A 20,076-nucleotide genomic window follows, 5' to 3' on the forward strand; every position below is an offset into this window, starting at 1 on the left:
GGCGTCTGCCTGTGCACGGCACGGAGGTCCCCGCATGAGCGTCGCCTCGACCACCGGGGCCTGGGCGGACGTCGACCCCCGGGAGGCCGTGTCCCACGGTGCCGACCTGGCCTCGACTCACCCGAACCTCCTGCCGTTCCCGCTCATGTCCTCTCCGGCCGCCGGCGGGACGCGGTGGGCCGCGGACGCGCTGGGCCTCGCCGTCCAGCTGCTGCCGGGCCTGCCCGCGGACATCGGTCCGGCCGGCTGGCGACTGCTGGGCGGGCGCGCCGCGACGGCCGCCCGCACGCTCGACGCCCGCCGCGAGGCGTCGCGCGTGTCTCGGGCGTTCGACGCGCTGGGCGAGTACGCGGAGTCCTCGGATCTCCCGGTCCTCGTCTCCGTCCCCGGACCCTGGACGCTCACCCGCCGTCTGGGACTGCCGGACGAGTCCCCGGTCCTGGGTGATCCCGGTGCGCGCCGCGACGTCCTCCAGTCGTACGCGCACGGACTCCTGGGGCTGCGCGAACGCATCCACCGCGTCGTCGCGGGGTCGCCGGACACTCCGCTCGATCGTGTCCGGATCCGGCTCGTCGAGGAGGACCTCGATGCGATCCTGACCGGCCGGGTGCCCACGGTCTCCGGCTACCGGACGCTGCCGGCGGTGCCGGATGCGCACGTGGTCGCGGGCCTGCGCTCGGTGGTCCAGCGCACCGGGGAGGGCACGATCCTCTCCCTGCCCGGACTCTCCACCGTGCGGATCGGCGGGAAGGACATCCCGCACACGTCTCTGGTGGATGACGCGGGCGTCCGTCACCTGTGCGTGCCGCTGCGACCGGTCAGCTGGGCATCGGAGACGGACCCTCTCGCACCGGCCCTGCTGCGACAGTGGGAGCGGCTCGCGGAATGGACGGAGACCGGTGGCGGAGTCTGGCAGCGGATCCCGGGGGAGGCGGCCGCAGCGGCGGGGTCCGTGACCGGCTGGGTGGAGGCGGCGGCACTCCCGTGGACCCGCGTGGGAATGGGCCGGGCCGGGCTCGCGGACTTCGGTATCCTCACGGGTGAGGAGCTGCCCACCGGCAGCGTCCCGCTGCTGCCGGAGCAGGCCTCCGCGCAGCGCAGCCGGACCCATGTGCAGATGGCCGGAGCTCTCGCCCGGGCGTTCGCGGATCAGGCGGGGTGACGACCGCGAGGAGACCCAGCGATGACGGACCAGTCCACGGAGGCGCGATCCACGGATTCCCCGACCGGGGAGACCCCGTCGACGGACTCTGCGTCCACGGAGACCCAGGACCAGGCGCAGCGCGTGGCCCGGCTCACCGCTCGGATCGAGGAGCTGCGGCACCAGTACTACCAGGACAACGCCTCGAGCGTGCCGGACGCGGACTACGACGCGCTCGTGCAGGAGCTCGAGGAGATCGAGCGGACGCACCCGGAATTGGCCAAGGCCGACTCGCCCACGCAGCACGTGGGCGGCACCGTCGACACGACGACGTTCGACGCGGTCGACCACGTGGTCCGCATGTACTCGCTGGACAACGTCTTCTCCGTCGAGGAGCTCACGGCCTGGTTCTCCCGTGAGCGCCACGCGGTGCCGGCCGGCACGCGCTGGCTCACGGAGCTCAAGATCGACGGACTGGCCGTCAACCTGCTCTACCGGCACGGCGAACTGGTCCGCGCGGCCACCCGCGGCGACGGCACGACCGGTGAGGACATCACCCCCAATGTGCGCACGCTGAAGGACATCCCGCACCGGCTGGACACGGAGTTCCCACCCGCGCAGGTGGAGATCCGCGGCGAGGTGTTCTTCCCCGTCGAGCGGTTCGCAGAGTTCAACGCCGCACTCGTGGAGGCCGGCCACAAGCCCTTCGCGAACCCCCGCAACGCGGCGGCAGGCTCCCTGCGGCAGAAGAACCCGCAGGTGACGGCCAGGCGACCGCTGCGGATGCTGGTCCACGGGATCGCGGCGTGGGAGCCGGCGGACGACTCGCACCCGGAGCCCGCCGCGCAGAGCGAGGTCTACGAGCAGCTGCGGTCGTGGGGCCTGCCCATCAGCGAGTACTACCGGGTCTGCGAGTCCGCGGACCAGGTGTACGAGTTCATCGACCACTACGGCCGCAACCGCCACTCCGTCACCCACGAGATCGACGGCGTCGTCATCAAGGTCGACGACCTGGCCGCGCAGGCCGCGCTGGGCTACACGTCCCGGGCGCCGCGCTGGGCGATCGCCTACAAGTACCCGCCGGAGGAGGTGACGACCCGGCTGCTGGACATCCGCGTGCAGGTGGGCCGCACCGGCCGCGTCACCCCGTACGCGGTCATGGAGCCGGTCCTGGTCGCAGGCTCCACCGTCGAGCGGGCCACGCTGCACAACGCGCACGAGGTCACCCGCAAGGGCGTGCTGATCGGCGACCTCGTCGTCATCCGCAAGGCCGGCGACGTCATCCCGGAGGTCCTGGGTCCGGTGGCAGACCGGCGCGACGGCAGCGAGCACGCGTTCGTCATGCCCTCGACCTGCCCCGCGTGCGGGGCGGAGCTCTACGAGCAGAAGGCCGGGGACAAGGACCTGCGCTGCCCCAACACGCGCTCGTGCCCCGCGCAGCTGGTCAACCGGGTCATCTACCTGGCCTCGCGGGCGGCACTGGACATCGAGGCGCTGGGCGAGAAGGCCGCCTACGCGCTCGTCGCCCCCGATGCGTTCGAGGAGACTCAGAACACGGACTGGGACGCCGAGGCCGGGGAGACCGTGCCGCTGGCGGGCGAGACCGCCGCTCCACTCACCTCCGAGGCGTTCCTCTTCGACCTGGTGGCAGACGACCTCCGCACCGTCCGCACGTGGCAGACCGTGCGGAAGGACGGGCAGGAGTCGATGGAGCTGGTGCCGTACTTCTGGACCCGACCGGTGCTCTTCACCTCGCAGGAGAAGGAGGGCGAGGTGAAGACGCCGGCTCGCCCGCGGAAGAACACCCAGACACTGTTCGCGGAACTGGAGAAGGCGAAGGCCGCACCCCTGTGGCGCGTCCTCGTCGCCCTGTCGATCCGGCACGTGGGCCCGTCCGCGGCGCGCGAACTGGCCGCCGCCTTCCGGTCGATGGACGCGATCCGTGCGGCGTCCCTCGAGGAGCTGGCCGCCGTCGAGGGTGTGGGCGAGATCATCGCGCAGAGCCTCCTCGAGTGGTTCGAGGTCGACTGGCACCGCGAGATCGTCGACCGCTGGCAGGCCGCCGGCGTCGTCATGGACGACGGGCCGGCCGCGGGAGCGGCGGGTGCCGCGGCCGCAGCCGGGGGCGGCGACGGTGACGGTGCAGCGGCGGGTGAGGGGGCCTCGGGCCCGGGAACCGACGCCGAGGCCGCCGTCACCATCCCCGGCGTCGACGAGTCCGTGGCCGCGCAGGTCGCGACCGGGGTGGCGACGCAGGCGCTGGCCGGTCTCACCCTCGTGGCGACCGGGTCGCTGGAGGGCTTCACGCGCGACGGGATCGCCGAGGCGATCCGGGCCGCCGGCGGCAAGCCGTCCGGGTCCGTGTCGAAGAAGACGGACTACCTGGTCGCCGGGGCGAAGGCCGGGTCGAAGCTCACGAAGGCGGAGTCGCTGGGTGTGACGGTGCTGGACCAGGTGGGCTTCCTCGCGGTGCTCGAGGCGGGACCGGCGCAGGCGGACGAGGAGGACTGAGGACGAGGCCGGTGCGGCTGTGCCGGAACCTTGTGCTGCTGGTCGTCGCGCTCGTCGTGCTGGCGGGGGCGCTGCTGCGGCGGGTCCGTTGACGGAGGCTCCGGCGCAGGCCGCGCCGGAGCTGGGCTGGGCCGATGAGCCCGACCCCATCGGGATCACCGCGTACCAGAGCGCGGCGTTCGGACTCGAAGCGTTCCGCGCCCACCTGACAGGAGCCGCGGCGGCCGGAGTGCGGCGGCCGGAGTGCGACGGCAGGCCACCACCACGGCGGGCCGGCCGGGGCTGGGAGCATTCCCACAGCCGGGGCACAGGTGAGGACGGATCGCACTTCAGGTTGGAGTGGCAGAGTGAGGGTCATGAACATCGGGACGCGCCTGATCCTCTCGGCCGCACTGGCCGTCGGATCCACGATCGGCGCAGCAGCACTGGGCCAGCAGGCGGTCCGGGACGCGCAGGCGGAGATCGCCCAGGCGCCCGCACCCACGTCCACCGGGACGATCACGACGACGACCACCGCGGCTGCGACTGCGACCAGCACGGACATCGCAGCCCGTGAGGCCGGCGTCCGCAGCGAGCTCCTGGCCGCGGCCGAGGCCGGCGAGATCTCCTGGGCGGCAGCGGAGCGAGTGGGCGAGGACCTCGCAGGCTACATCCGCGGCGACCGCAGCGCCGGCACGATCTGATCGGACGCTGGCCGACCGGCGACGGGACGGCTGCAGCGTGACGAATCCAGCCGGAGTGGCCGCCTCGCGACAGCAGACAGACTGCACCCCCGGATCCAGCAGGATCCGGGGGTGCAGTCTGTCTGAGCCGGGCGCACTCGCACGTGGATCGCAGTGCCGTGCACTCAGCGCCTCAGGGCTCGACCGACTCAGTGCTCGACGGCCTTCTCCGCACCGTGGCCGGTGAGGGAGCGGACCTCCATCTCCGCCGCCAGCTTCTTGCTCTCCACGCCCTTGTCCGTGATCGACCCGATCCAGCCCAGCAGGAAGCCCAGCGGGATCGACACGATGCCGGGGTTGGACAGAGGGAAGATCGCGAAGTCCACGTTCGGCCCCAGCATCGCGGTCTCCGAACCGGAGACGACGGGCGAGAACGCGATGAGCAGGACGCACGTCGTGAGACCGCCGTACATGCTCCACACCGCCCCGCGGGTCGTGAACCGGCGCCAGTACAGCGAGTAGAGGATCGTGGGCAGGTTCGCGCTCGCCGCAACAGCGAAGGCCAGCGCGACGAGGAACGCGATGTTCTGCCCCTGCACGCCGATCCCGCCGATGATCGACACCGCGCCGATGACGAGCACGGTCCGGCGGGCGACCTTGACCTCCGCCTTCGAATCGACCTCGCCCTTGCGGATGACGTTCGAGTAGATGTCATGAGCGAACGAGGCGGCGGCCGTGATCGTGAGTCCTGCGACGACGGCCAGGATGGTCGCGAACGCGACGGCGGAGATGATGCCCAGCAGGACGGGTCCGCCCAGCACGGCCGCCAGCAGCGGGGCCGCGGAGTTGACTCCGCCGGGCGCGTTCACGATCGTCTCCGAGCCCACCATCGCGGCGGCGCCGAAGCCCAGCACCAGGGTGAAGAGGTAGAAGACACCGATGAGCCAGATCGCCCAGACGACGGACCTGCGGGCCTCCTTCGCGGTGGGCACCGTGTAGAAGCGCATGAGCACGTGCGGCAGTCCGGCGGTGCCCAGCACCAGGGCCAAGGCCAGTGACACGAAGTCGATGGGCAGCTCGCCGTACTGGAGTCCGGGTGCCAGCAGCGCGTCCGGCGGATCGGAGATCGAGTTGGACACGGCGTCGTCCAGGACGGCGGAGAAATTGAAATTGTTGAGCCACAGCACCCACACCGTCATGATGAAGACGCCGCCGATCAAGAGGAACGCCTTGATGATCTGGACCCACGTCGTGCCCTTCATGCCGCCCACCAGCACGTAGACGATCATGACGACGCCCACGATCGCGATGACCAGGGACTGGCCCACGCGCGAATCGACGCCCAGCAGCAGGGACACGAGGCCGCCCGCGCCGGCCATCTGCGCCAGCAGGTAGAAGAAGCAGACCGCCAGCGTCGTGAGTGCGGCGGCCATGCGGACCGGACGCTGCTTGAGCCGGAACGCCAGCACGTCGGCCATCGTGAACTTCGCGGTGTTGCGCATGAGCTCCGCGACCAGCAGAAGGGCGACCAGCCACGCGACGAGGAATCCCACGGAGTAGAGGAATCCGTCGTAGCCGTTGACGGCGATCGCACCCACGATGCCCAGGAACGAGGCCGCGGACAGGTAGTCGCCCGCGATCGCGAAGCCGTTCTGCGGGCCGGAGAAGGAGCGACCGGCCGCGTAGTAGTCCGCGGCGGACCGGTTGTTCCGACTGGCCCGGAACACGATGACGAGCGTGACGACCACGAACGCCAGGAAGATCGAGATGTTGAGGATCGGGTTGTTGACGGGGGTCTCCTGGGACTCTGCGGCCCAGAGGAGGGGACTGGTGTACGAGCTGCTCATGCGCTGGCCTCCTGCTCCTCGAGGTCGGTGCGGATCGCCTGCGCCTGCGGGTCCAGGCGGCGGTTCGCGAAGACCACGTAGATGCTCGTGATGGCGAATGTCGTGACGAACTGACCCAGGCCCAGCACGATGCCCATGTTGACGCTGCCGAACACGGGGCGAGCCATGAAGTCGTGCGCGTACGCGCCCAGCAGGACGTACACGGCGTACCAGATGATGAAGAAGGCGGCCATGGGGAAGACGAAGCTGCGCTGCGTCCGCTTGAGCGAGGTGAACTCCTGGGATTCATTCACCGTGATGTAGTCGATGCCCGGGGCGCCCGGTGGTGTCGTAGGGCCGCTGTCGTTGTCCGCGCTGCTGTGCGCGGGACCGTCGTCGGTCATGTTGCCTCCGTCGTTCGGCGGAATGCACCCGGATCCTCGCGCCCCGTCCGCCGCACTCCTCCTCGAGTGCAGTCACCGTCGGTGCTGATGGCGGGACTGACGAGTACCTCGGGCCCGGTGCTCTGTGCGCCGGCGCGGACAATCCTAGTGTGATGTGAGTCTCACTGCGAGTGGCTCGCAGGTGCGCGGGTCAGAAATCGTCACACGCGGCCGGGTCCGACGACTCCCGCGCCCCGTCCCCGCCGTGGCATCGTACGGCGGGGCGCGACGTAGACTGGCGGGCGGTACAGAACGACGGAGAAAGGGTGGGGATGGCTGACGCAGCCGCGATCACCGCTGGACAGGTCGAGCACCTGGCGGAACTCGCCAGGATCGCCATGACCAGCGACGAATTGGAGAAGACCGCAGAGGACCTGGGCAGGATCCTCTCCAGTGTGGCCCGCGTGACGGAGGTCGCCACGGACGACGTCCCCGCCACCAGCCACCCCATGCCCCTCACCAATGTGCTGCGCGAGGACGTTGTGGGCACGCCGCTCACCGCGGAGCAGGCGCTGTCCGGCGCGCCCGCGGCCGAGGACGGCAAGTTCCTGGTCCCGCAGATCCTGGGGGAGGACTGACATGACGGATGACCTCACACGCCTAACAGCCGCCCAGCTGTCTGCGGGCCTGCGCGCCGGCGAGTACTCGTCTGCGGACGTGACGCGCGCCCACCTGGACCGCATCGAGCAGACCGACACCGCTCTGGGCTCCTTCATCACCGTGACACCGGAGCAGGCGCTGTCCACCGCCACGGATGTCGACCGTCGGCGCGCGGCCGGCGAGGAGCTGCACCCGTACGCGGGTGTGCCCGTGAGCGTCAAGGACGTCGTCGTGACGGACGGGGTCCGCACGACCGCGGCCTCGAAGATCCTCGAGGACTGGGTCCCGCCCTACGACGCGACGATCAGCAGCAGGATCAAGGCCGCTGGCCTGCCTGTGCTGGGCAAGACGAACATGGACGAGTTCGCGATGGGATCGACGACGGAGCACTCCGCGTTCGGTCCCACCCGCAACCCGTGGGACACCACGACGGTGCCGGGCGGGTCATCGGGAGGTGCGGCGGCCTCGGCGGCGGCCTTCCAGGCACCGCTGGCGGTCGGGACGGACACGGGCGGCTCCGTCCGGCAGCCGGCCGCGTTCACGGGCACCGTGGGTGTGAAGCCCACGTACGGCTCGATCTCCCGGTACGGGATCATCGCGATGGCCTCGAGCCTCGACCAGGTGGGGCCCATGGGCCGGACCGTCGCGGACGCGGCGGCGCTGCACCAGCTGCTGGCCGGGCACGACCCCAAGGATTCGACGTCGCTCACGGATGCGGTGCCGGACTTCCTGGCCGCCGTGGAGGCCGGCGCGCGGGACGGCTCGCTCACGGGCAAGCGCCTGGGCGTCGTGAACCAGCTGTCCGGCGACGGCTACGACGCGGGCGTGCAGGCCGCGTTCACTGCCGCGCTGGACCTGGCGCGGGACGCGGGTGCGGAGATCGTCGAGGTCGACCTGCCGTCGCTGTCGTACGCGCTGGACGCGTACTACCTCATCATGCCGTCGGAGGTGTCCTCGAACCTGGCGCGCTACGACGGGATGCGGTTCGGCCTGCGGGTGGAGCCGGAATCCGGTCCGGTCACGGCGGAGACGGTGATGGCCGCGACGCGCGCCGCGGGCTTCGGCGCGGAGGTCAAGCGCCGCATCCTGCTGGGCACCTACGCGCTGTCCGCCGGCTACTACGACGCGTACTACGGGTCCGCGCAGAAGGTCCGCACGCTGGTCCAGCGCGACTTCGCCGCGGCCTTCGAGAAGGCGGACGTGCTGGTGACGCCCACTGCGCCCACGACGGCGCTGCCGTTCGGCACGGAAGACGACGCGGATCCCATGGCCCTGTACCTAGGCGATGCCGCGACGATCCCGGCGAACCTGGCCGGCATCCCCGGCATGAGCCTGCCGGCGGGACTGGCCGGCGGGATGCCCGTGGGACTCCAGCTGCTGGCACCCGCGCGGGAGGACGCGCGCCTCTACGAGGTGGGTGCCAGACTCGAGGCGCTGGTGACGAACGCGAACGGCGCCCCCGTGTGGGCGGGCGTGCCCACGGAGTACGCGGCACCCGCCGCTTCCACGACGACGAGCGCCTGAGGCCGGGGAGGAGACAGACATGAAGTTCACGGAAGCGGTCGCGACATACGACCCGGCTCTGGGCATCGAGGTGCACGTGGAGCTGGGCACCGCGACGAAGATGTTCGACGATGCGCCCAACACCTTCGGCGGTGGGGCGAACGAGAACACGACCCCCACCTCATTGGGACTGCCGGGCTCGCTGCCGGTGGTCAACGGCACCGCCGTCGAGTACGCGATCCGGATCGGACTGGCACTGGGCTGCGAGATCGCGGAGTCGTGCCGGTTCGCGCGGAAGAACTACTTCTACCCGGACCTGGCGAAGAACTTCCAGACCTCGCAGGCGGATGAGCCGATCGCGTTCGACGGGCAGATCGACATCGAGCTGGAGGACGGCACGATCGTCCCCGTCGAGATCGAGCGAGCCCACATGGAGGAGGACGCCGGCAAGAACACCCACGTGGGTGGTGCCGCCGGACGCATCCACGGTGCGGACCACTCGCTGGTCGACTACAACCGGGCCGGTGTGCCGCTGGTCGAGATCGTCACCCGGCCCATCACGGGCGTGGGGGAGAGGGCTCCCGAGGTCGCGGCCGCCTACGTGCGCACGCTGCGGGACATCTTCCGGGCGATCGGCGTGTCCGAGGCCCGCATGGAGCAGGGCAACGTGCGCGCGGACATCAATGTGTCGCTGCGCGAGGGCACGGACGCGCCGCTGGGGACGCGGACGGAGACGAAGAACGTGAACTCGTTCCGCTCGATCGACGCCGCGGTCCGCTATGAGATCTCCCGGCAGGCGGACATCCTGGCCGCAGGCGGCGAGGTGCTGCAGGAGACCCGCCACTTCCACGAGGCGGACGGGTCGACGTCTGCAGGTCGTGTGAAGTCCGACGCGGACGACTACCGCTACTTCCCGGAGCCGGACCTGGTGCCGGTCGCACCGTCGCGGGAGTGGGTCGAGGAGATCCGGGCGAACCTGCCGGAGCTGCCGGCCGCCCGCCGTCGTCGTCTGCTGGGCGAGTGGGGCATCAGCGAGCTGGAGATGCGCGACATCATCAACGCCGGCCTGCTGGACCCGGTCGAGGCGACGGTGGCCGCGGGTGCCGGGCCGGATGCGGCGCGCAAGTGGTGGATGGGTGAGATCGCCCGTGTCGCCAAGCAGAAGGAGGCGGAGCCCGCAGAGCTGGTGAGCCCGGAACACGTCGCACAGCTGCAGGGGCTCATCGACGAGGGCAAGCTCAACGACAAGCTGGCACGGAAGGTGCTGGCCGGGGTGCTGGACGGACGCGGTGCGCCCGCGGAGGTCATGGAGGCCGACGGCCTGCAGATCGTCGAGGACACCGGAGCGCTCGAGGCCGCGGTCGATGAGGCGATCGCACAGAACCCGGATGTGGTCGAGAAGATCAAGGGCGGGAAGATGCAGGCGATCGGCGCTCTCATGGGCCCGATCATGAAGGCCACGCGCGGTCAGGCGGATGCCGGCAAGGCGCGCGAGCTGATCCTGGCGCGCATCAACGGCTGAGGCGCGCACCCGAGCACCGGGAAGCCGGCGACTCAACTGCAGAGAGGACTCGGTCCTACGACTGATGTAAGTCGTAAGACCGGGTCCTCTCCGTGTGACCGGTAGCCAACCGGTCGTAACTGCGTTAGCTGCTGCGCACTTCGTTGAGCACGGGCAGCAGGTAAGTCTTGAACTTCTCTGGGTTCTCCGACATCGGGAAGTGGCCCACCTCGTCCATCAGGGTGTACGTCGATCCGTCCACCTCACGATGAAGGGCCTGGCACTTCTCAGGGGTCGCGGACCAGTCGTAGGTGCCGCTGAGAATGTGCAGCGCGACCTTGTCGGTGTCGATCATCCGAGCTGTGTCAGTGGTGTCATAGTCGATGCCGTAGTAGTACAGGTCCCCGTGGAAGACCGGGGGTGCGCCCTGGCTGTACATCCAGATCGTTTCGTTCTTCCGCGCCTCGGGGCTCTGTGGCGCCATCATCGTGTACATGAGGCTCGGCTTGGAGTCGTTGCTGAGGCGCGGGTGGTTCCACCAGGGCATGATGTCCTGGATGTCGTGACTCTCCAGAGCGCCTTCGAGAGCGATGCATGCGCGGAACTCATCGGGGTGGTTGAGCGCGAGATCCGCTGCGAGATGTCCTCCCATCGAGCACCCCATGAAGACGGGGTCTGTCAGGTCGAGCGCCTTGACGAACTTCAGAACGAACTCCTTGAAGAACGCAGCTCGCAGCTTGTACTCGACCTTCCACCACTCGACGCCGTCCGGAGGAAGCGACTTGCCGTGGTATGGCAGGTCGTACACGATGACCCGGAAGTCGGATGTGATGTCGGGGTCGCTGAGGATATGGCGATACTGGCGGCCGTCGCTTCCTGCGGTGTGCTGGCAGACGAGCGGGATGCCGGTGCCGTTCTCCTCGTAGTAGACGCGATAATCTGTGCCCTCAACGGTGAGGGTCACGTACCGGCCTGTGATGTCACTGATCGAACTCATGGTGGTCTCCTTACTCGATGCCGCGCATCATCTGCTGCAGCCTGCGAAGCGCCATGTGGAACCCGAAGAACTGTTCAAGGTCACCGTTAACGCTGAACCCGTGATGCAACCATGCGGAGTAGATGTCCTGGTAGAAGGGGGACGGGTCGCGAGTCAGCAGGCGGTCCCACTCGTCCTCAGGCGCCGCGATGATGAAGTCGGCAGCGGTGAAGAGCGTCGGATCCTCCTCGATGCGTTCCACCTGCCCTTCATGCATGTGAACTACGACCACGTCGTCGCCGCGGACGATCTTGAATCGTCCTTCCCATTTGCGTGCCTTGAGCTGGAACTCCGCATCAGCGTTGAGCCGGTCTCGCACGGCATCCACGCCACTGCCGAGTTCTCGAAGCGCATTCATCGCTGCCTCCTCTGTCCGTGTGACTGTCACCGCCTCGACGTCTGTGTCGATGACGGGTGTCCGCCACGCTAGTGAGGCTCCGCGAGTCGGGATATCCGCTTCCGGCAGATCAGTATCCGATTCGTGCAGGTCGTCCGGGAGGCGCGGTTGTTAGCATGAACGCAGAGCTCTACGGACGGCGTCCGTCCGATATCCGCCAATGGAGGCCGAGATGGAGAAGCTTCAGAACTTTCAGCTCGCGAAGAGCAACGATCTTGATGAAGCACGCTCAGCGGTGTCGACCACCTACCTGGAGAATCGCCTCACGAAGCTGGATGGGCGGAGCCTGTGCTTCTCTTTGAATGCGTCGGAGTCGTATGACGTCACTGTCGGATATTTGACCTATGCGAGTGAGGTCAGCCTGCAGATGCCGCCCAGCGGCGACTTCTACCACGTCAATCTCACGACGGGAGGCAGCACGGATGCATGGCGTGATGATCGACAGACGTGGCAGACGTCCACGGGCGAGTCCGGCGTCGTTCTGCTGCCGGAGCATCAGTCTCGAGTCACGTGGTCGCCCGACGCGGAGCAGGTGATCTTCCGGTTCTCCAGGAGGCGGCTCGAAGGGTTCCTGGGGAGTCTCACGGGACGGGAGATCACTCGTCCGATCGAGTTCGATCTGGGACTGGACCTCTCTGGACAAGTCGGTGCCAGTCTCTTCGCGACGGCGATGCTGATCGTCCAAGAGTATGACCGCCTGGCCTCATCGGATGGGTTCACACAGGTTGTCCGTCCCATGGAGGAGTTGGTGATGACTCAGCTCCTGTTCGCGTCACGTCACAACTTCACGGGCGAGCTTGTGAGGCCTGAGCGTGACGAATTGCGGGGTTGGACAACCGGTGCGATTGATCGACGAGTACGCGCTGCGGTGGACCACATCAATGCGAATCTGGGCGAGCAGATCAGCCTGGAGTCGCTGGCGCGATCAAGCGGGATGAGTATCCGCAGTCTTCACGCGCTGTTCCGGTCCGAACTCGCCACGACTCCACGGAAGTACATCCGTGACCGACGATTGGACCGAGTCCGACAGGAGTTGCGGGACGATTCCGGAGGCGACTCCGTCAGCTCGATCGCATCTCGATGGGGTTTCACCCACCATGGGCGCTTCGCAGCGTCATACCGGGAGCGATTCGGAGAGCTGCCCCGTTCGACGGTGGACAACCGCGCAATGAGCAAGTGAGGGCGGCAACGAGGCCGGGGTGAGGAGCAGCTTCCCGGAAGCTCCTCACCCCGACCTCTGTCAGTGGGGCCGCCTCGGAGGGGCGGTGCAGCCCGGCGGCGGCCGGCGCGGCCGGGCCGGCCGCAGCGGCCGGCGGGCGGGACGGTCAGTCGAGCGCGACCTCGGCGGGGGTGTCGAAGATGCCGCCCTGGAACTCGAGGACATTGGGAGACGCGTCCGCCGGGACATCGAAGACGAGGACGCCGGAGGCGGTGTTGCCCGGGTTGATCTCCTCGAGGAGGAAGACGTCGCCGCTCTCCGTCGTGTACAGGCTCGCCTCGGAATCCGTCGCGTACGTGTTGCCCGCGTCGTCCAGCAGCTTGACGTCGTCCTCGAAGAAGTACGTGGGCTCGGTGCCGGTGTTCTTCACCTCGACGTCGACGAGGATGTACTGGCCCTGCGCGGTGGAGTTCAGGTACTGGTCGCCCACCTGGCTGACGCCCGACTCCACGTTCGAGACCGTGATCTCCCAGTCACCGGTGGGGACGGCGTCGCCCAGGCCGTAGGCGGCGGGTGCCTCGTCTGCGGAGTCCTCGGCCGCTTGGTCTGCGGTGTCATCCGCGTCGTCCTCGGCAGCGGCGTCCTCGTCCGCAGGCGCCTCCTCGGCGGACTGGGAGCCGGCGGCCTGGTCGGATCCGGCGGTGTCCGTCGCGGACTCGTCGCCTCCACCGCCGGCGATGCCGATGACGGTGAAGAGGGCGAGGACCGCCAGGACCCAGAACCACCAGCGCTTGAGGAGCGGTTTCTTGGGCTTGCGTCCCGGCTGGGCTGGGCCGGGCCCCTGCTGCGGGGAGGAACCCTGGGGCGGGTAGGCGCCCGGTGCCGCCGGGCCGGAGCCGTACTGCGGGGCGGCACCGTGCGGCGGGGGAGCGCCGTGCTGGGGTGCTGAGCCCTGCTGCGCGACGTACTGCTGCGGGCCGCCGTACTGGGTGCCGGAGCCGTAGGCAGGGGTGCCGTACTGCGGCGCCTGCTGGGCGGTCTGGCCCGTCTGACCGGAGTACTGTCCGGCCTGGCCCGGGTGCTGGCCCAGGTGCTGGTGGTCGGGGGCGGGGTGGCCGTGGGGTCCGGTGGACCCGGGCTGCTGAGGCTGGGACATGATGCTCCTGTGATGACGGGCTGAGGACCGTCCCTCAGCGTTGACACCAGCCTCCGTCGCAGACCGTCACCGCCGCGTCGACCGTTCGGCTCGACCGGTTCATCGAAAGGATGAAAGGGGAGTGCGGTTCCTCGGCCGAATGGCGGATTCGCATGTCCGTGGTCGTGGATACGGTGAGCGTGTGAATGAACAGGCTCCTCCTTCGGCCGACGGCTCCGCGACCGTCGCCGTCCGTCAGCGCGTGCTGCGGCATGATCGTCGACGCATCCTGCGGATCGGCGGTGATATCGCGATCGGTCTGGTCCTCTTCGTCGTCGGATGCGTCGTCGTCATGTTCGCGTCGACCGGGATGATCGGAGCCTTCGGCGAGGACGGGGTGCTCACGAACGTGGGTGTCCTCCAGGTACTGGTCGGATGGGTGCTGTGGCTGACGGTGTTCGTGCGCACGCGCTGGCCCTGGGTGCCCGTGGTGGCCGGTGCCCTGCTGGCCCTCCTGGGTGGGGACATCGTCCTGCTGCTCATCGGGGTGTTCCAGGTCGTGGTCCGGCTGTCGCGGCGTCAGGCGTTCGTCGCGGCGTCCCTGGGCGGCGCGATCGTCGTCGCGAGTCTGGTCCGGACAGTCGCGCGCGCGCCGCAGCACAATCCGTTCTCGATCTTCTTCCTGCCGCAGGAGGCGCTCCTGCGGGGAGCGACCGCGCAGGACTTCAGCACGGACACGGCGCTGGCACTGCGCATCCTCGTCCTCGCATTGGGGGCCGCGGCACTCCTCGTCGCGGTCGGCGGCGGCTTCCTCCTGCGTCGCACTCGCCGGATGAAGGCGGTCGAAGCGGCCGCGGCTCATCAGACTCAGCGCAGCGAGGCGCTCACCGATCAGTTGGCGCGGGAGTCGGAACGGCAGATGCTGGCGCGGGAGTTGCACGACACACTGGCGCATCGGCTATCGGTCATCTCGCTGCACAGCGGTGCGCTGGAGACGTCCGCGAACGACCCGGAGACGACGGTCCGGATCGCGACGGCGCTGGGACAGGAGGCTCGCGCCTCGTTGGAGGACGTGCGGTCACTCGTGGGCGACGTCCGCGGTGATGCGCCGGAGCGCGGCCAGCCGGCGGACTCGGGGAGGCCGCCGGCGCTCGTCTCGCTGCGGACGGTGCCGGACCTCATCGCCTCCGTCAGGGCGACCGGTGTCCCCGTCACTGCGACGCTCCTGCTGGAGGATGTCGACCGTGCGCCGGCGGTGCTGGAGAAGGCGGTCTACCGAATCGTCCAGGAGTCGCTCACGAACGTCATGAAGCACGCGCCGGGCGCAGAGGCGACGGTCGAGGTCCGCGTGAGCGCGGCGACCGGAGCACATGTCCTCGTGACGAACCCGGTGCCCCCGAAGGCGGGCCGGGAGGAGAAGGGGCTGGCGGCCTCGGGAGCGGTGGCGGACCTCAGCGGGTCCGGTGGCGGTCGCGGGCTCATCGGGATCCGTGAGCGGGCGCAGTTGGTGGGTGGCGAGGTCTTCACCGGCGTTCACGGCGACCGCTTCGTCGTGGATGTGCGGCTGCCACCATTCTGAGCCGCGTCCGTGGTGGCACCTAGAGTGGGTGCATGCTTCCTGATCAGACGATCCGCGTGCTCGTGGTCGACGACGACGCCATGGTGCGCGTGGGCCTGGGCGCCGTGCTGTCGTCCGCGCCGGACATCGAGGTCGTGGGTGAGGCGGGCGATGGCGCTCAGGCGATCGATGCGGCGATGCGTCACTACCCGGATGTGGTCCTCATGGACATCCGGATGCCGGGCATGGACGGCATCGAGGCGACCAGCCGGTTGCGGAACATGCCACGCGCGCCCCAGGTCATCTCGCTCACCAGCCTCGATACGGACGATGCGGTGTTCGGGTCGCTCGATGCGGGCGCTGCCGGCTTCGTCCTCAAGGACGTCGCGCCGCGGGAACTGTGCGACGCGGTGCGGACCGTGCACGGCGGGGACTCGTTCACCTCGGCGCGGGCGACGACCCGGCTCATCCGCTCTCGGCGACAGGGCGCGGAGTCGGCACGACGGGCGCAGGCTGCGCAGGACATCGCCCAGTTGACGGCGCGGGAGCGGGAGATCGCGCTGCTCGTGGCGGAGGGCCGCGGCAACCGGGAGATCGCAGAGGCGATCTACCTCAGCGAGGCGACCGTGAAATCTCACATCCTGCGGATCACCGCGAAGCTCGACGCCCCCAACCGGGTGGGCATCGCCGTGACGGTGGCGCTGGCAGGCCTGCTGGTCTGAGCCTTCCTGCCCGGGCGATGGAACCGGTCCAGGACGACGAGGTCGGATGGGGACTGCGCACGACCTATCGCTGGGGCACTCAGGCGCGCACACTGGAGGCATGACTCAGCTCACACCGCACATCTGGTGCAACCGCACAGCAGAAGAAGCCGCTGACCTTTACTCCCGCTCGTTCCGGCAGGTGCGTGAGATCGCCCGGTCGCACTACCCCACGGAGGATCTGCCGGACTTCCAGAAGTCCTTCGCCGGTCAGGTGGTGTCTCTGGAATTGGAGGTCCACGGTTGTCCGGTGGGTTTCATCAACGCCGATGACACCTTCCGCCCCAACCCCGCTGCGGGTTTCATGGTCCACATCAGCACGGCGCACGTCGACGATCCCACCGCCTACATCGACGAGATCCACGACCAGCTCATCGACGGCGGGACCGCGCTCATGCCCCTGGGCGAGTACCCGTTCTCGCCGCGCTACGCGTGGATCGAGGATCGCCTCGGGGTGAGTTGGCAGCTGTTCGTCTCGCCTGACGACGCGCCGCCGCGTCCATTCCTTGTGCCCGCGCTGCTGTTCAGCGGGCAGGCGCAGAACCGCTGCGCTGAGGCCGTCGTCACCTACACGTCCCTCTTCCCCGGGGCAGAGGCCGGCGCCGTCGCCACCTACCCCGAGCCGACGGGACCCGCCCGTGCCGGTGACGTCATGTTCTCCGAGATGCGGCTGGGCCCGGAAGGGGACGACCCCACCCGGGAGCCCTGGGTCACGGCGATGGACTCCGGGGTCGAGCAGCCCTTCACCTTCACTGAATGGTTCTCGCTCATGGTGCGCGTCCGCGATCAGGAGGAGATCGACCGGCTGTGGGACGTGCTGTCCACGGTGCCGGAGAAGGAGGCGTGCGGCTGGTGCTGCGATGAGTACGGGGTCAGCTGGCAGATCGTGCCGGAGGACATCGACGCGATCATGGAGATCCCGGGCGCGCATCAGCGCATGCTGCAGATGAAGAAGCTCGACATCGCAGCGTTGCGCGGGGAGTGAATCAGCAGGCTCGCTCCGAGAGTCCTTCCAGTTTCAACTCGTAGGATCGAGGACACCCGATCGGAGGAATGCGTCGATGGCTCGTCATCCCTGGCACCGTCTGTGGCGGCAGATGTGCTCCACCAGACTGCCCTCCTACCGCGTCCTGGTGCCCGATTCGGTGAGCGACAGCGTCCTGCGCGCCTGGGAGGCGCGCGGCTACGAGTTCTCCGCTTCGCGCCAGGGCACGACGAAGGTCCGCCAGCTGAGTGCACCGGGTGAATCCCGGAACCTGTTCCGCTCCAGCATGTACTTCCGCGGGCTCACCGGCGCCGGAGTCGCGACCACCGGCACAGTGGGTGCCGGCACGCTGGGGATCTCCGCACTGGTGGGCGATCTGTTCGCCACAGGTGCTGTCACCACCGGCGTGCTCGCGGTGGCCACCGGCATCACGGGAGCGGTGACCGGTCGGAAGTATCTGAAGGACCCCAAGCGGCTGAAGAGGAGGGACCGGGAGAGCGCACGCGGCGCCCGCTGGATCACCCCGCAGTCACTGGGATTCGTGCCGGGTGTCAAGAACGGACAGGACACGGACGAGCAGCGCCTCTTCCACCTGGCCGTCATGCTGGCGACCCGGATCGCCGCGACCCGGGCGTGGACACACCCGGTTCTGGCCGACCATGTGGCGCGCGTGGACCTGGACGACATGGTCGCGGGCGTGGGTGTGCGGCTCGTCGAACTGGCGCAGGTGCGCCTGGAACTGGACGACATGCGAGGCGGGACAGAGTCCGCCCGCGTGAACGCGTACTTGACTCGACTGGCGGAGGCGTTCGAGTCCGTGGCCGACCGGGTCATGGCGATGCACGAGTACCTCGAGCATCTGCGGGCACTGGACCAGCAGCTCATCGCGCTCGATCACTCGGAGCGCACGCGCGCGATGGGGGAGCGGGTCCTCGACATCGTGTCCCGGACGGCCGGCGACGACACCGTGGGCGCGCAGTTCCGCGACCTCAACCTGGAGGCGGAATCGCACGCGGAGTCGATCGCGCGTCTGCTGGCGGACCTCGACCACACAGCCGAGGAGTTCGACGATCTGGACGCGCAGATCCAGAAGGCGGAGGAAGCCGGGGCGCAGGAGGGTTCCGCCGATCGCCCGCAGCCGGCCGCCCTCACCGCCGAGGCCGACCCCGCCGCCCGCATCGAGCAGTTCCTGGACCGCAAGCGGGAATCGCCGCGGAACGAACCGCACGACGGGTGACACCCAACGGATCCTGCCCTCGTCCGTGGGCAGGGTCGTCCTCTTGAGCGTGCGCCGGTCCTAGACTCAGGGGCATGTCTGCACCGACGCCTCCGATCCCTGTCCTGGACTGCCACAACGACCTGCCGTTCGCGCTGCGGGACCGGGCGGGTTACAGCGTCGACGGGTTGGATTGCCGGCGCGAGGAGTTCCACACCGACCTCGTGCGGCTGCGTGAGGGAGGCGTGGGTGCGCAGTTCTGGTCTGCGTGGGTCCCGTCCTCCATCCCGCAGGAGGACGCGGTCGTCGCGACCGTGCAGCAGATCGACGCGATCCACCGGCTCGAGGCCGCCTACCCCGATGCGCTGCACACGGCCCGCACGGCCGCTGACATCGAATCCGCGCTCGCAGCGGGTCGGATCGCGAGTCTCATCGGCCTGGAGGGCGGGCAGTCGATCGCGAACTCCCTGGCCGTCCTGCGCCAGATGTTCCAGCTGGGCGCTCGCTACATGACGCTCACGCACAACGACGACCTGGACTGGGCGACCGCGGCCACCGGCGCGCACGAGGCGCAGGCGGAGGTCGACGGGCTGCCGGGCGCGCCCGGCGGGCGCTCGCCGCGCGGACTCACGGACGAGGGACTGGCGGTCGTGGCGGAGATGAACCGGCTGGGGATGATCGTCGATCTCTCGCACACGAACGAGCAGACCCAGGTGGACGCGCTCGCCGCATCCCGGGTGCCCACCCTCTTCACGCACTCGTCCGTGCAGGCGGTGAACCCTCACCCGCGCAACGTGACCGACCGGGTGCTGGAGCGGATCGCTGCGACGGACTCCGTCCTGGGGCTCACATTCGTGCCCGCGTTCGTGTCGCCGGAGCTGCTGGAGTGGACGCAGGAGCGCGCGCGGGTCCGGATCGACCTGGGCATCGACGATCCCACGCAGCCTCTCCGCCTCACCCGGCCATACCACATGCCGCGGGCGCCCCGACCCGGTCAGTCGTGCGAGGAGGTGCGGATCGACAACGCGCAGAACCACGTCGACTACGCCTACGGCGATTCCGAGGCCGAGGCCTCCCCGTCCGCGGCCGCCGGACTGGCGGCGTGGGAGGAGGCCCATCCCCAGCCGCGTGCCACGCTGGACCAGGTCGTCGCGCACCTGGAGGCCGCGCGCGAGGCCGTGGGCATCACCCGGATCGGGCTGGGTGGGGACTACGACGGGACGTCGAGTCTGCCCGACGGGCTGGAGGATGTGTCCCGGTACCAGGACCTGCTGCACACCCTGTCCGACCGAGGGTGGTCACGCGACGACCTCGAAGCGGTGGCGCACCGGAACGTCCTGCGCGTCATGCGCGCGGTGGAGGACGGAGCAGACACACAGCCGGAGGTCGACTGACGGCGGCTGTCGACGAAGCCCCGGCTCGTCAATCACCCCGGCACTGTGACAGAGCAGAACGCGCAGGCCGGCGTGACCGGGTCGATCCCCATGCGCGGCCCCCTGGCGGCGCTGACGGTCCCGGGCGCAGTCGACGGGTGGCGGGAGGCGCACGAGCGGTACGGACGCCTGCCGTGGGCAGACCTGTTCGAGGACGCGATCCTGCTGGCGGAGAACGGCGTGGCCGTCTCCCGGTCGCTTGCGGACGA

The 20,076-nt window shown here is 69.2% G+C and carries 17 protein-coding genes and 1 pseudogene; 13 read left to right on the forward strand and 5 right to left on the reverse strand.

Features of this window, described 5'->3' with window-relative positions; all coding sequences use genetic code 11:
- Window positions 1–34: 34 nt before the first annotated feature.
- The 3 genes from HGBR_RS18490 (at window position 35) to HGBR_RS15450 (ending at window position 4,335) form a co-directional block, all read left to right on the forward strand.
- Window positions 35–1,162 (forward strand): uroporphyrinogen decarboxylase/cobalamine-independent methonine synthase family protein, encoded by a 1,128-nt coding sequence (locus HGBR_RS18490; protein ID WP_019160249.1) that lies wholly within the window; start codon window positions 35–37, stop codon window positions 1,160–1,162.
- Between the two features lie 21 nt (window positions 1,163–1,183).
- The gene (ligA, locus tag HGBR_RS15440; RefSeq protein ID WP_019160250.1) at window positions 1,184–3,652 is read left to right on the forward strand and encodes an NAD-dependent DNA ligase LigA; all 2,469 of its coding nucleotides are present in this window, start codon (window positions 1,184–1,186) and stop codon (window positions 3,650–3,652) included.
- A gap of 356 nt (window positions 3,653–4,008) precedes the next feature.
- On the forward strand, window positions 4,009–4,335 hold the full coding sequence (locus HGBR_RS15450; protein ID WP_019160251.1) for a hypothetical protein: 327 nt from the start codon (window positions 4,009–4,011) through the stop codon (window positions 4,333–4,335).
- 188 nt (window positions 4,336–4,523) lie between these two features.
- Here HGBR_RS15450 and HGBR_RS15455 read toward each other — a convergent pair whose 3' ends face one another.
- Together HGBR_RS15455 and HGBR_RS15460 are read right to left on the reverse strand one after the other, a co-directional pair.
- A complete protein-coding gene (locus HGBR_RS15455) occupies window positions 4,524–6,161 on the reverse strand; it encodes a solute symporter family protein (protein ID WP_019160252.1) in 1,638 nt (545 codons plus the stop codon).
- Entirely contained in the window at window positions 6,158–6,544 is a 387-nt protein-coding gene (locus HGBR_RS15460) for a DUF485 domain-containing protein (protein WP_019160253.1), read from the reverse strand. Before HGBR_RS15460 ends, HGBR_RS15455 begins: the two co-directional genes overlap by 4 nt.
- Window positions 6,545–6,855: 311 nt before the next feature.
- Between HGBR_RS15460 and gatC the strand changes: the two genes are divergently transcribed.
- Genes gatC through gatB form a run of 3 tightly spaced genes read left to right on the forward strand, consistent with a single transcriptional unit; the run spans window position 6,856 to window position 10,208 of the window.
- Window positions 6,856–7,161 (forward strand): Asp-tRNA(Asn)/Glu-tRNA(Gln) amidotransferase subunit GatC, encoded by a 306-nt coding sequence (gene gatC / locus HGBR_RS15465; RefSeq protein ID WP_019160254.1) that lies wholly within the window; start codon window positions 6,856–6,858, stop codon window positions 7,159–7,161.
- 1 nt (window position 7,162) lies between these two features.
- Window positions 7,163–8,707, forward strand: a complete 1,545-nt coding sequence (gatA, locus tag HGBR_RS18495; RefSeq protein WP_019160255.1) for an Asp-tRNA(Asn)/Glu-tRNA(Gln) amidotransferase subunit GatA — start codon at window positions 7,163–7,165, stop codon at window positions 8,705–8,707.
- A gap of 19 nt (window positions 8,708–8,726) precedes the next feature.
- Window positions 8,727–10,208: an Asp-tRNA(Asn)/Glu-tRNA(Gln) amidotransferase subunit GatB gene (gene gatB, locus HGBR_RS15475; RefSeq protein WP_019160256.1), complete on the forward strand. Its 1,482-nt coding sequence runs from the start codon at window positions 8,727–8,729 to the stop codon at window positions 10,206–10,208.
- A 124-nt stretch (window positions 10,209–10,332) separates the two neighbouring features.
- Here the strand turns inward: gatB and HGBR_RS15480 are convergent, their stop codons facing one another.
- Window positions 10,333–11,151: an alpha/beta fold hydrolase gene (locus HGBR_RS15480; protein ID WP_218915987.1), complete on the reverse strand. Its 819-nt coding sequence runs from the start codon at window positions 11,149–11,151 to the stop codon at window positions 10,333–10,335.
- A gap of 43 nt (window positions 11,152–11,194) precedes the next feature.
- Entirely contained in the window at window positions 11,195–11,581 is a 387-nt protein-coding gene (locus HGBR_RS15485) for a hypothetical protein (RefSeq protein WP_019160258.1), read from the reverse strand.
- Between the two features lie 211 nt (window positions 11,582–11,792).
- On the opposite strand from HGBR_RS15485, the gene HGBR_RS15490 reads away from it, so the two are divergent.
- Entirely contained in the window at window positions 11,793–12,800 is a 1,008-nt protein-coding gene (locus HGBR_RS15490; RefSeq protein WP_161601879.1) for an AraC family transcriptional regulator, read from the forward strand.
- Between the two features lie 145 nt (window positions 12,801–12,945).
- Here the strand turns inward: HGBR_RS15490 and HGBR_RS20965 are convergent, their stop codons facing one another.
- Window positions 12,946–13,935 (reverse strand): DUF4352 domain-containing protein, encoded by a 990-nt coding sequence (locus HGBR_RS20965; RefSeq protein WP_019160260.1) that lies wholly within the window; start codon window positions 13,933–13,935, stop codon window positions 12,946–12,948.
- Between the two features lie 181 nt (window positions 13,936–14,116).
- Between HGBR_RS20965 and HGBR_RS15500 the strand changes: the two genes are divergently transcribed.
- The 6 genes and pseudogenes from HGBR_RS15500 to HGBR_RS21190 form a co-directional block, all read left to right on the forward strand.
- A complete protein-coding gene (locus HGBR_RS15500; protein ID WP_019160261.1) occupies window positions 14,117–15,493 on the forward strand; it encodes a sensor histidine kinase in 1,377 nt (458 codons plus the stop codon).
- 32 nt (window positions 15,494–15,525) lie between these two features.
- Complete coding sequence (locus HGBR_RS15505; protein ID WP_019160262.1) at window positions 15,526–16,194, forward strand: response regulator; 669 nt, start codon at window positions 15,526–15,528, stop codon at window positions 16,192–16,194.
- A gap of 100 nt (window positions 16,195–16,294) precedes the next feature.
- On the forward strand, window positions 16,295–17,218 hold the full coding sequence (locus HGBR_RS15515; RefSeq protein ID WP_019160263.1) for a VOC family protein: 924 nt from the start codon (window positions 16,295–16,297) through the stop codon (window positions 17,216–17,218).
- Window positions 17,219–17,294: 76 nt separating this feature from the next.
- On the forward strand, window positions 17,295–18,455 hold the full coding sequence (locus HGBR_RS15520; RefSeq protein ID WP_019160264.1) for a hypothetical protein: 1,161 nt from the start codon (window positions 17,295–17,297) through the stop codon (window positions 18,453–18,455).
- A gap of 74 nt (window positions 18,456–18,529) precedes the next feature.
- Window positions 18,530–19,828 (forward strand): dipeptidase, encoded by a 1,299-nt coding sequence (locus HGBR_RS15525; protein ID WP_019160265.1) that lies wholly within the window; start codon window positions 18,530–18,532, stop codon window positions 19,826–19,828.
- Window positions 19,829–19,873: 45 nt separating this feature from the next.
- Window positions 19,874–20,062 (forward strand): annotated as a pseudogene (locus tag HGBR_RS21190) (gamma-glutamyltransferase); the annotation flags it as partial.
- Between the last annotated feature and the right edge of the window lie 14 nt (window positions 20,063–20,076).

Source organism: Brevibacterium senegalense (assembly GCF_000285835.1).
GTDB classification, from domain to species: domain Bacteria; phylum Actinomycetota; class Actinomycetes; order Actinomycetales; family Brevibacteriaceae; genus Brevibacterium; species Brevibacterium senegalense.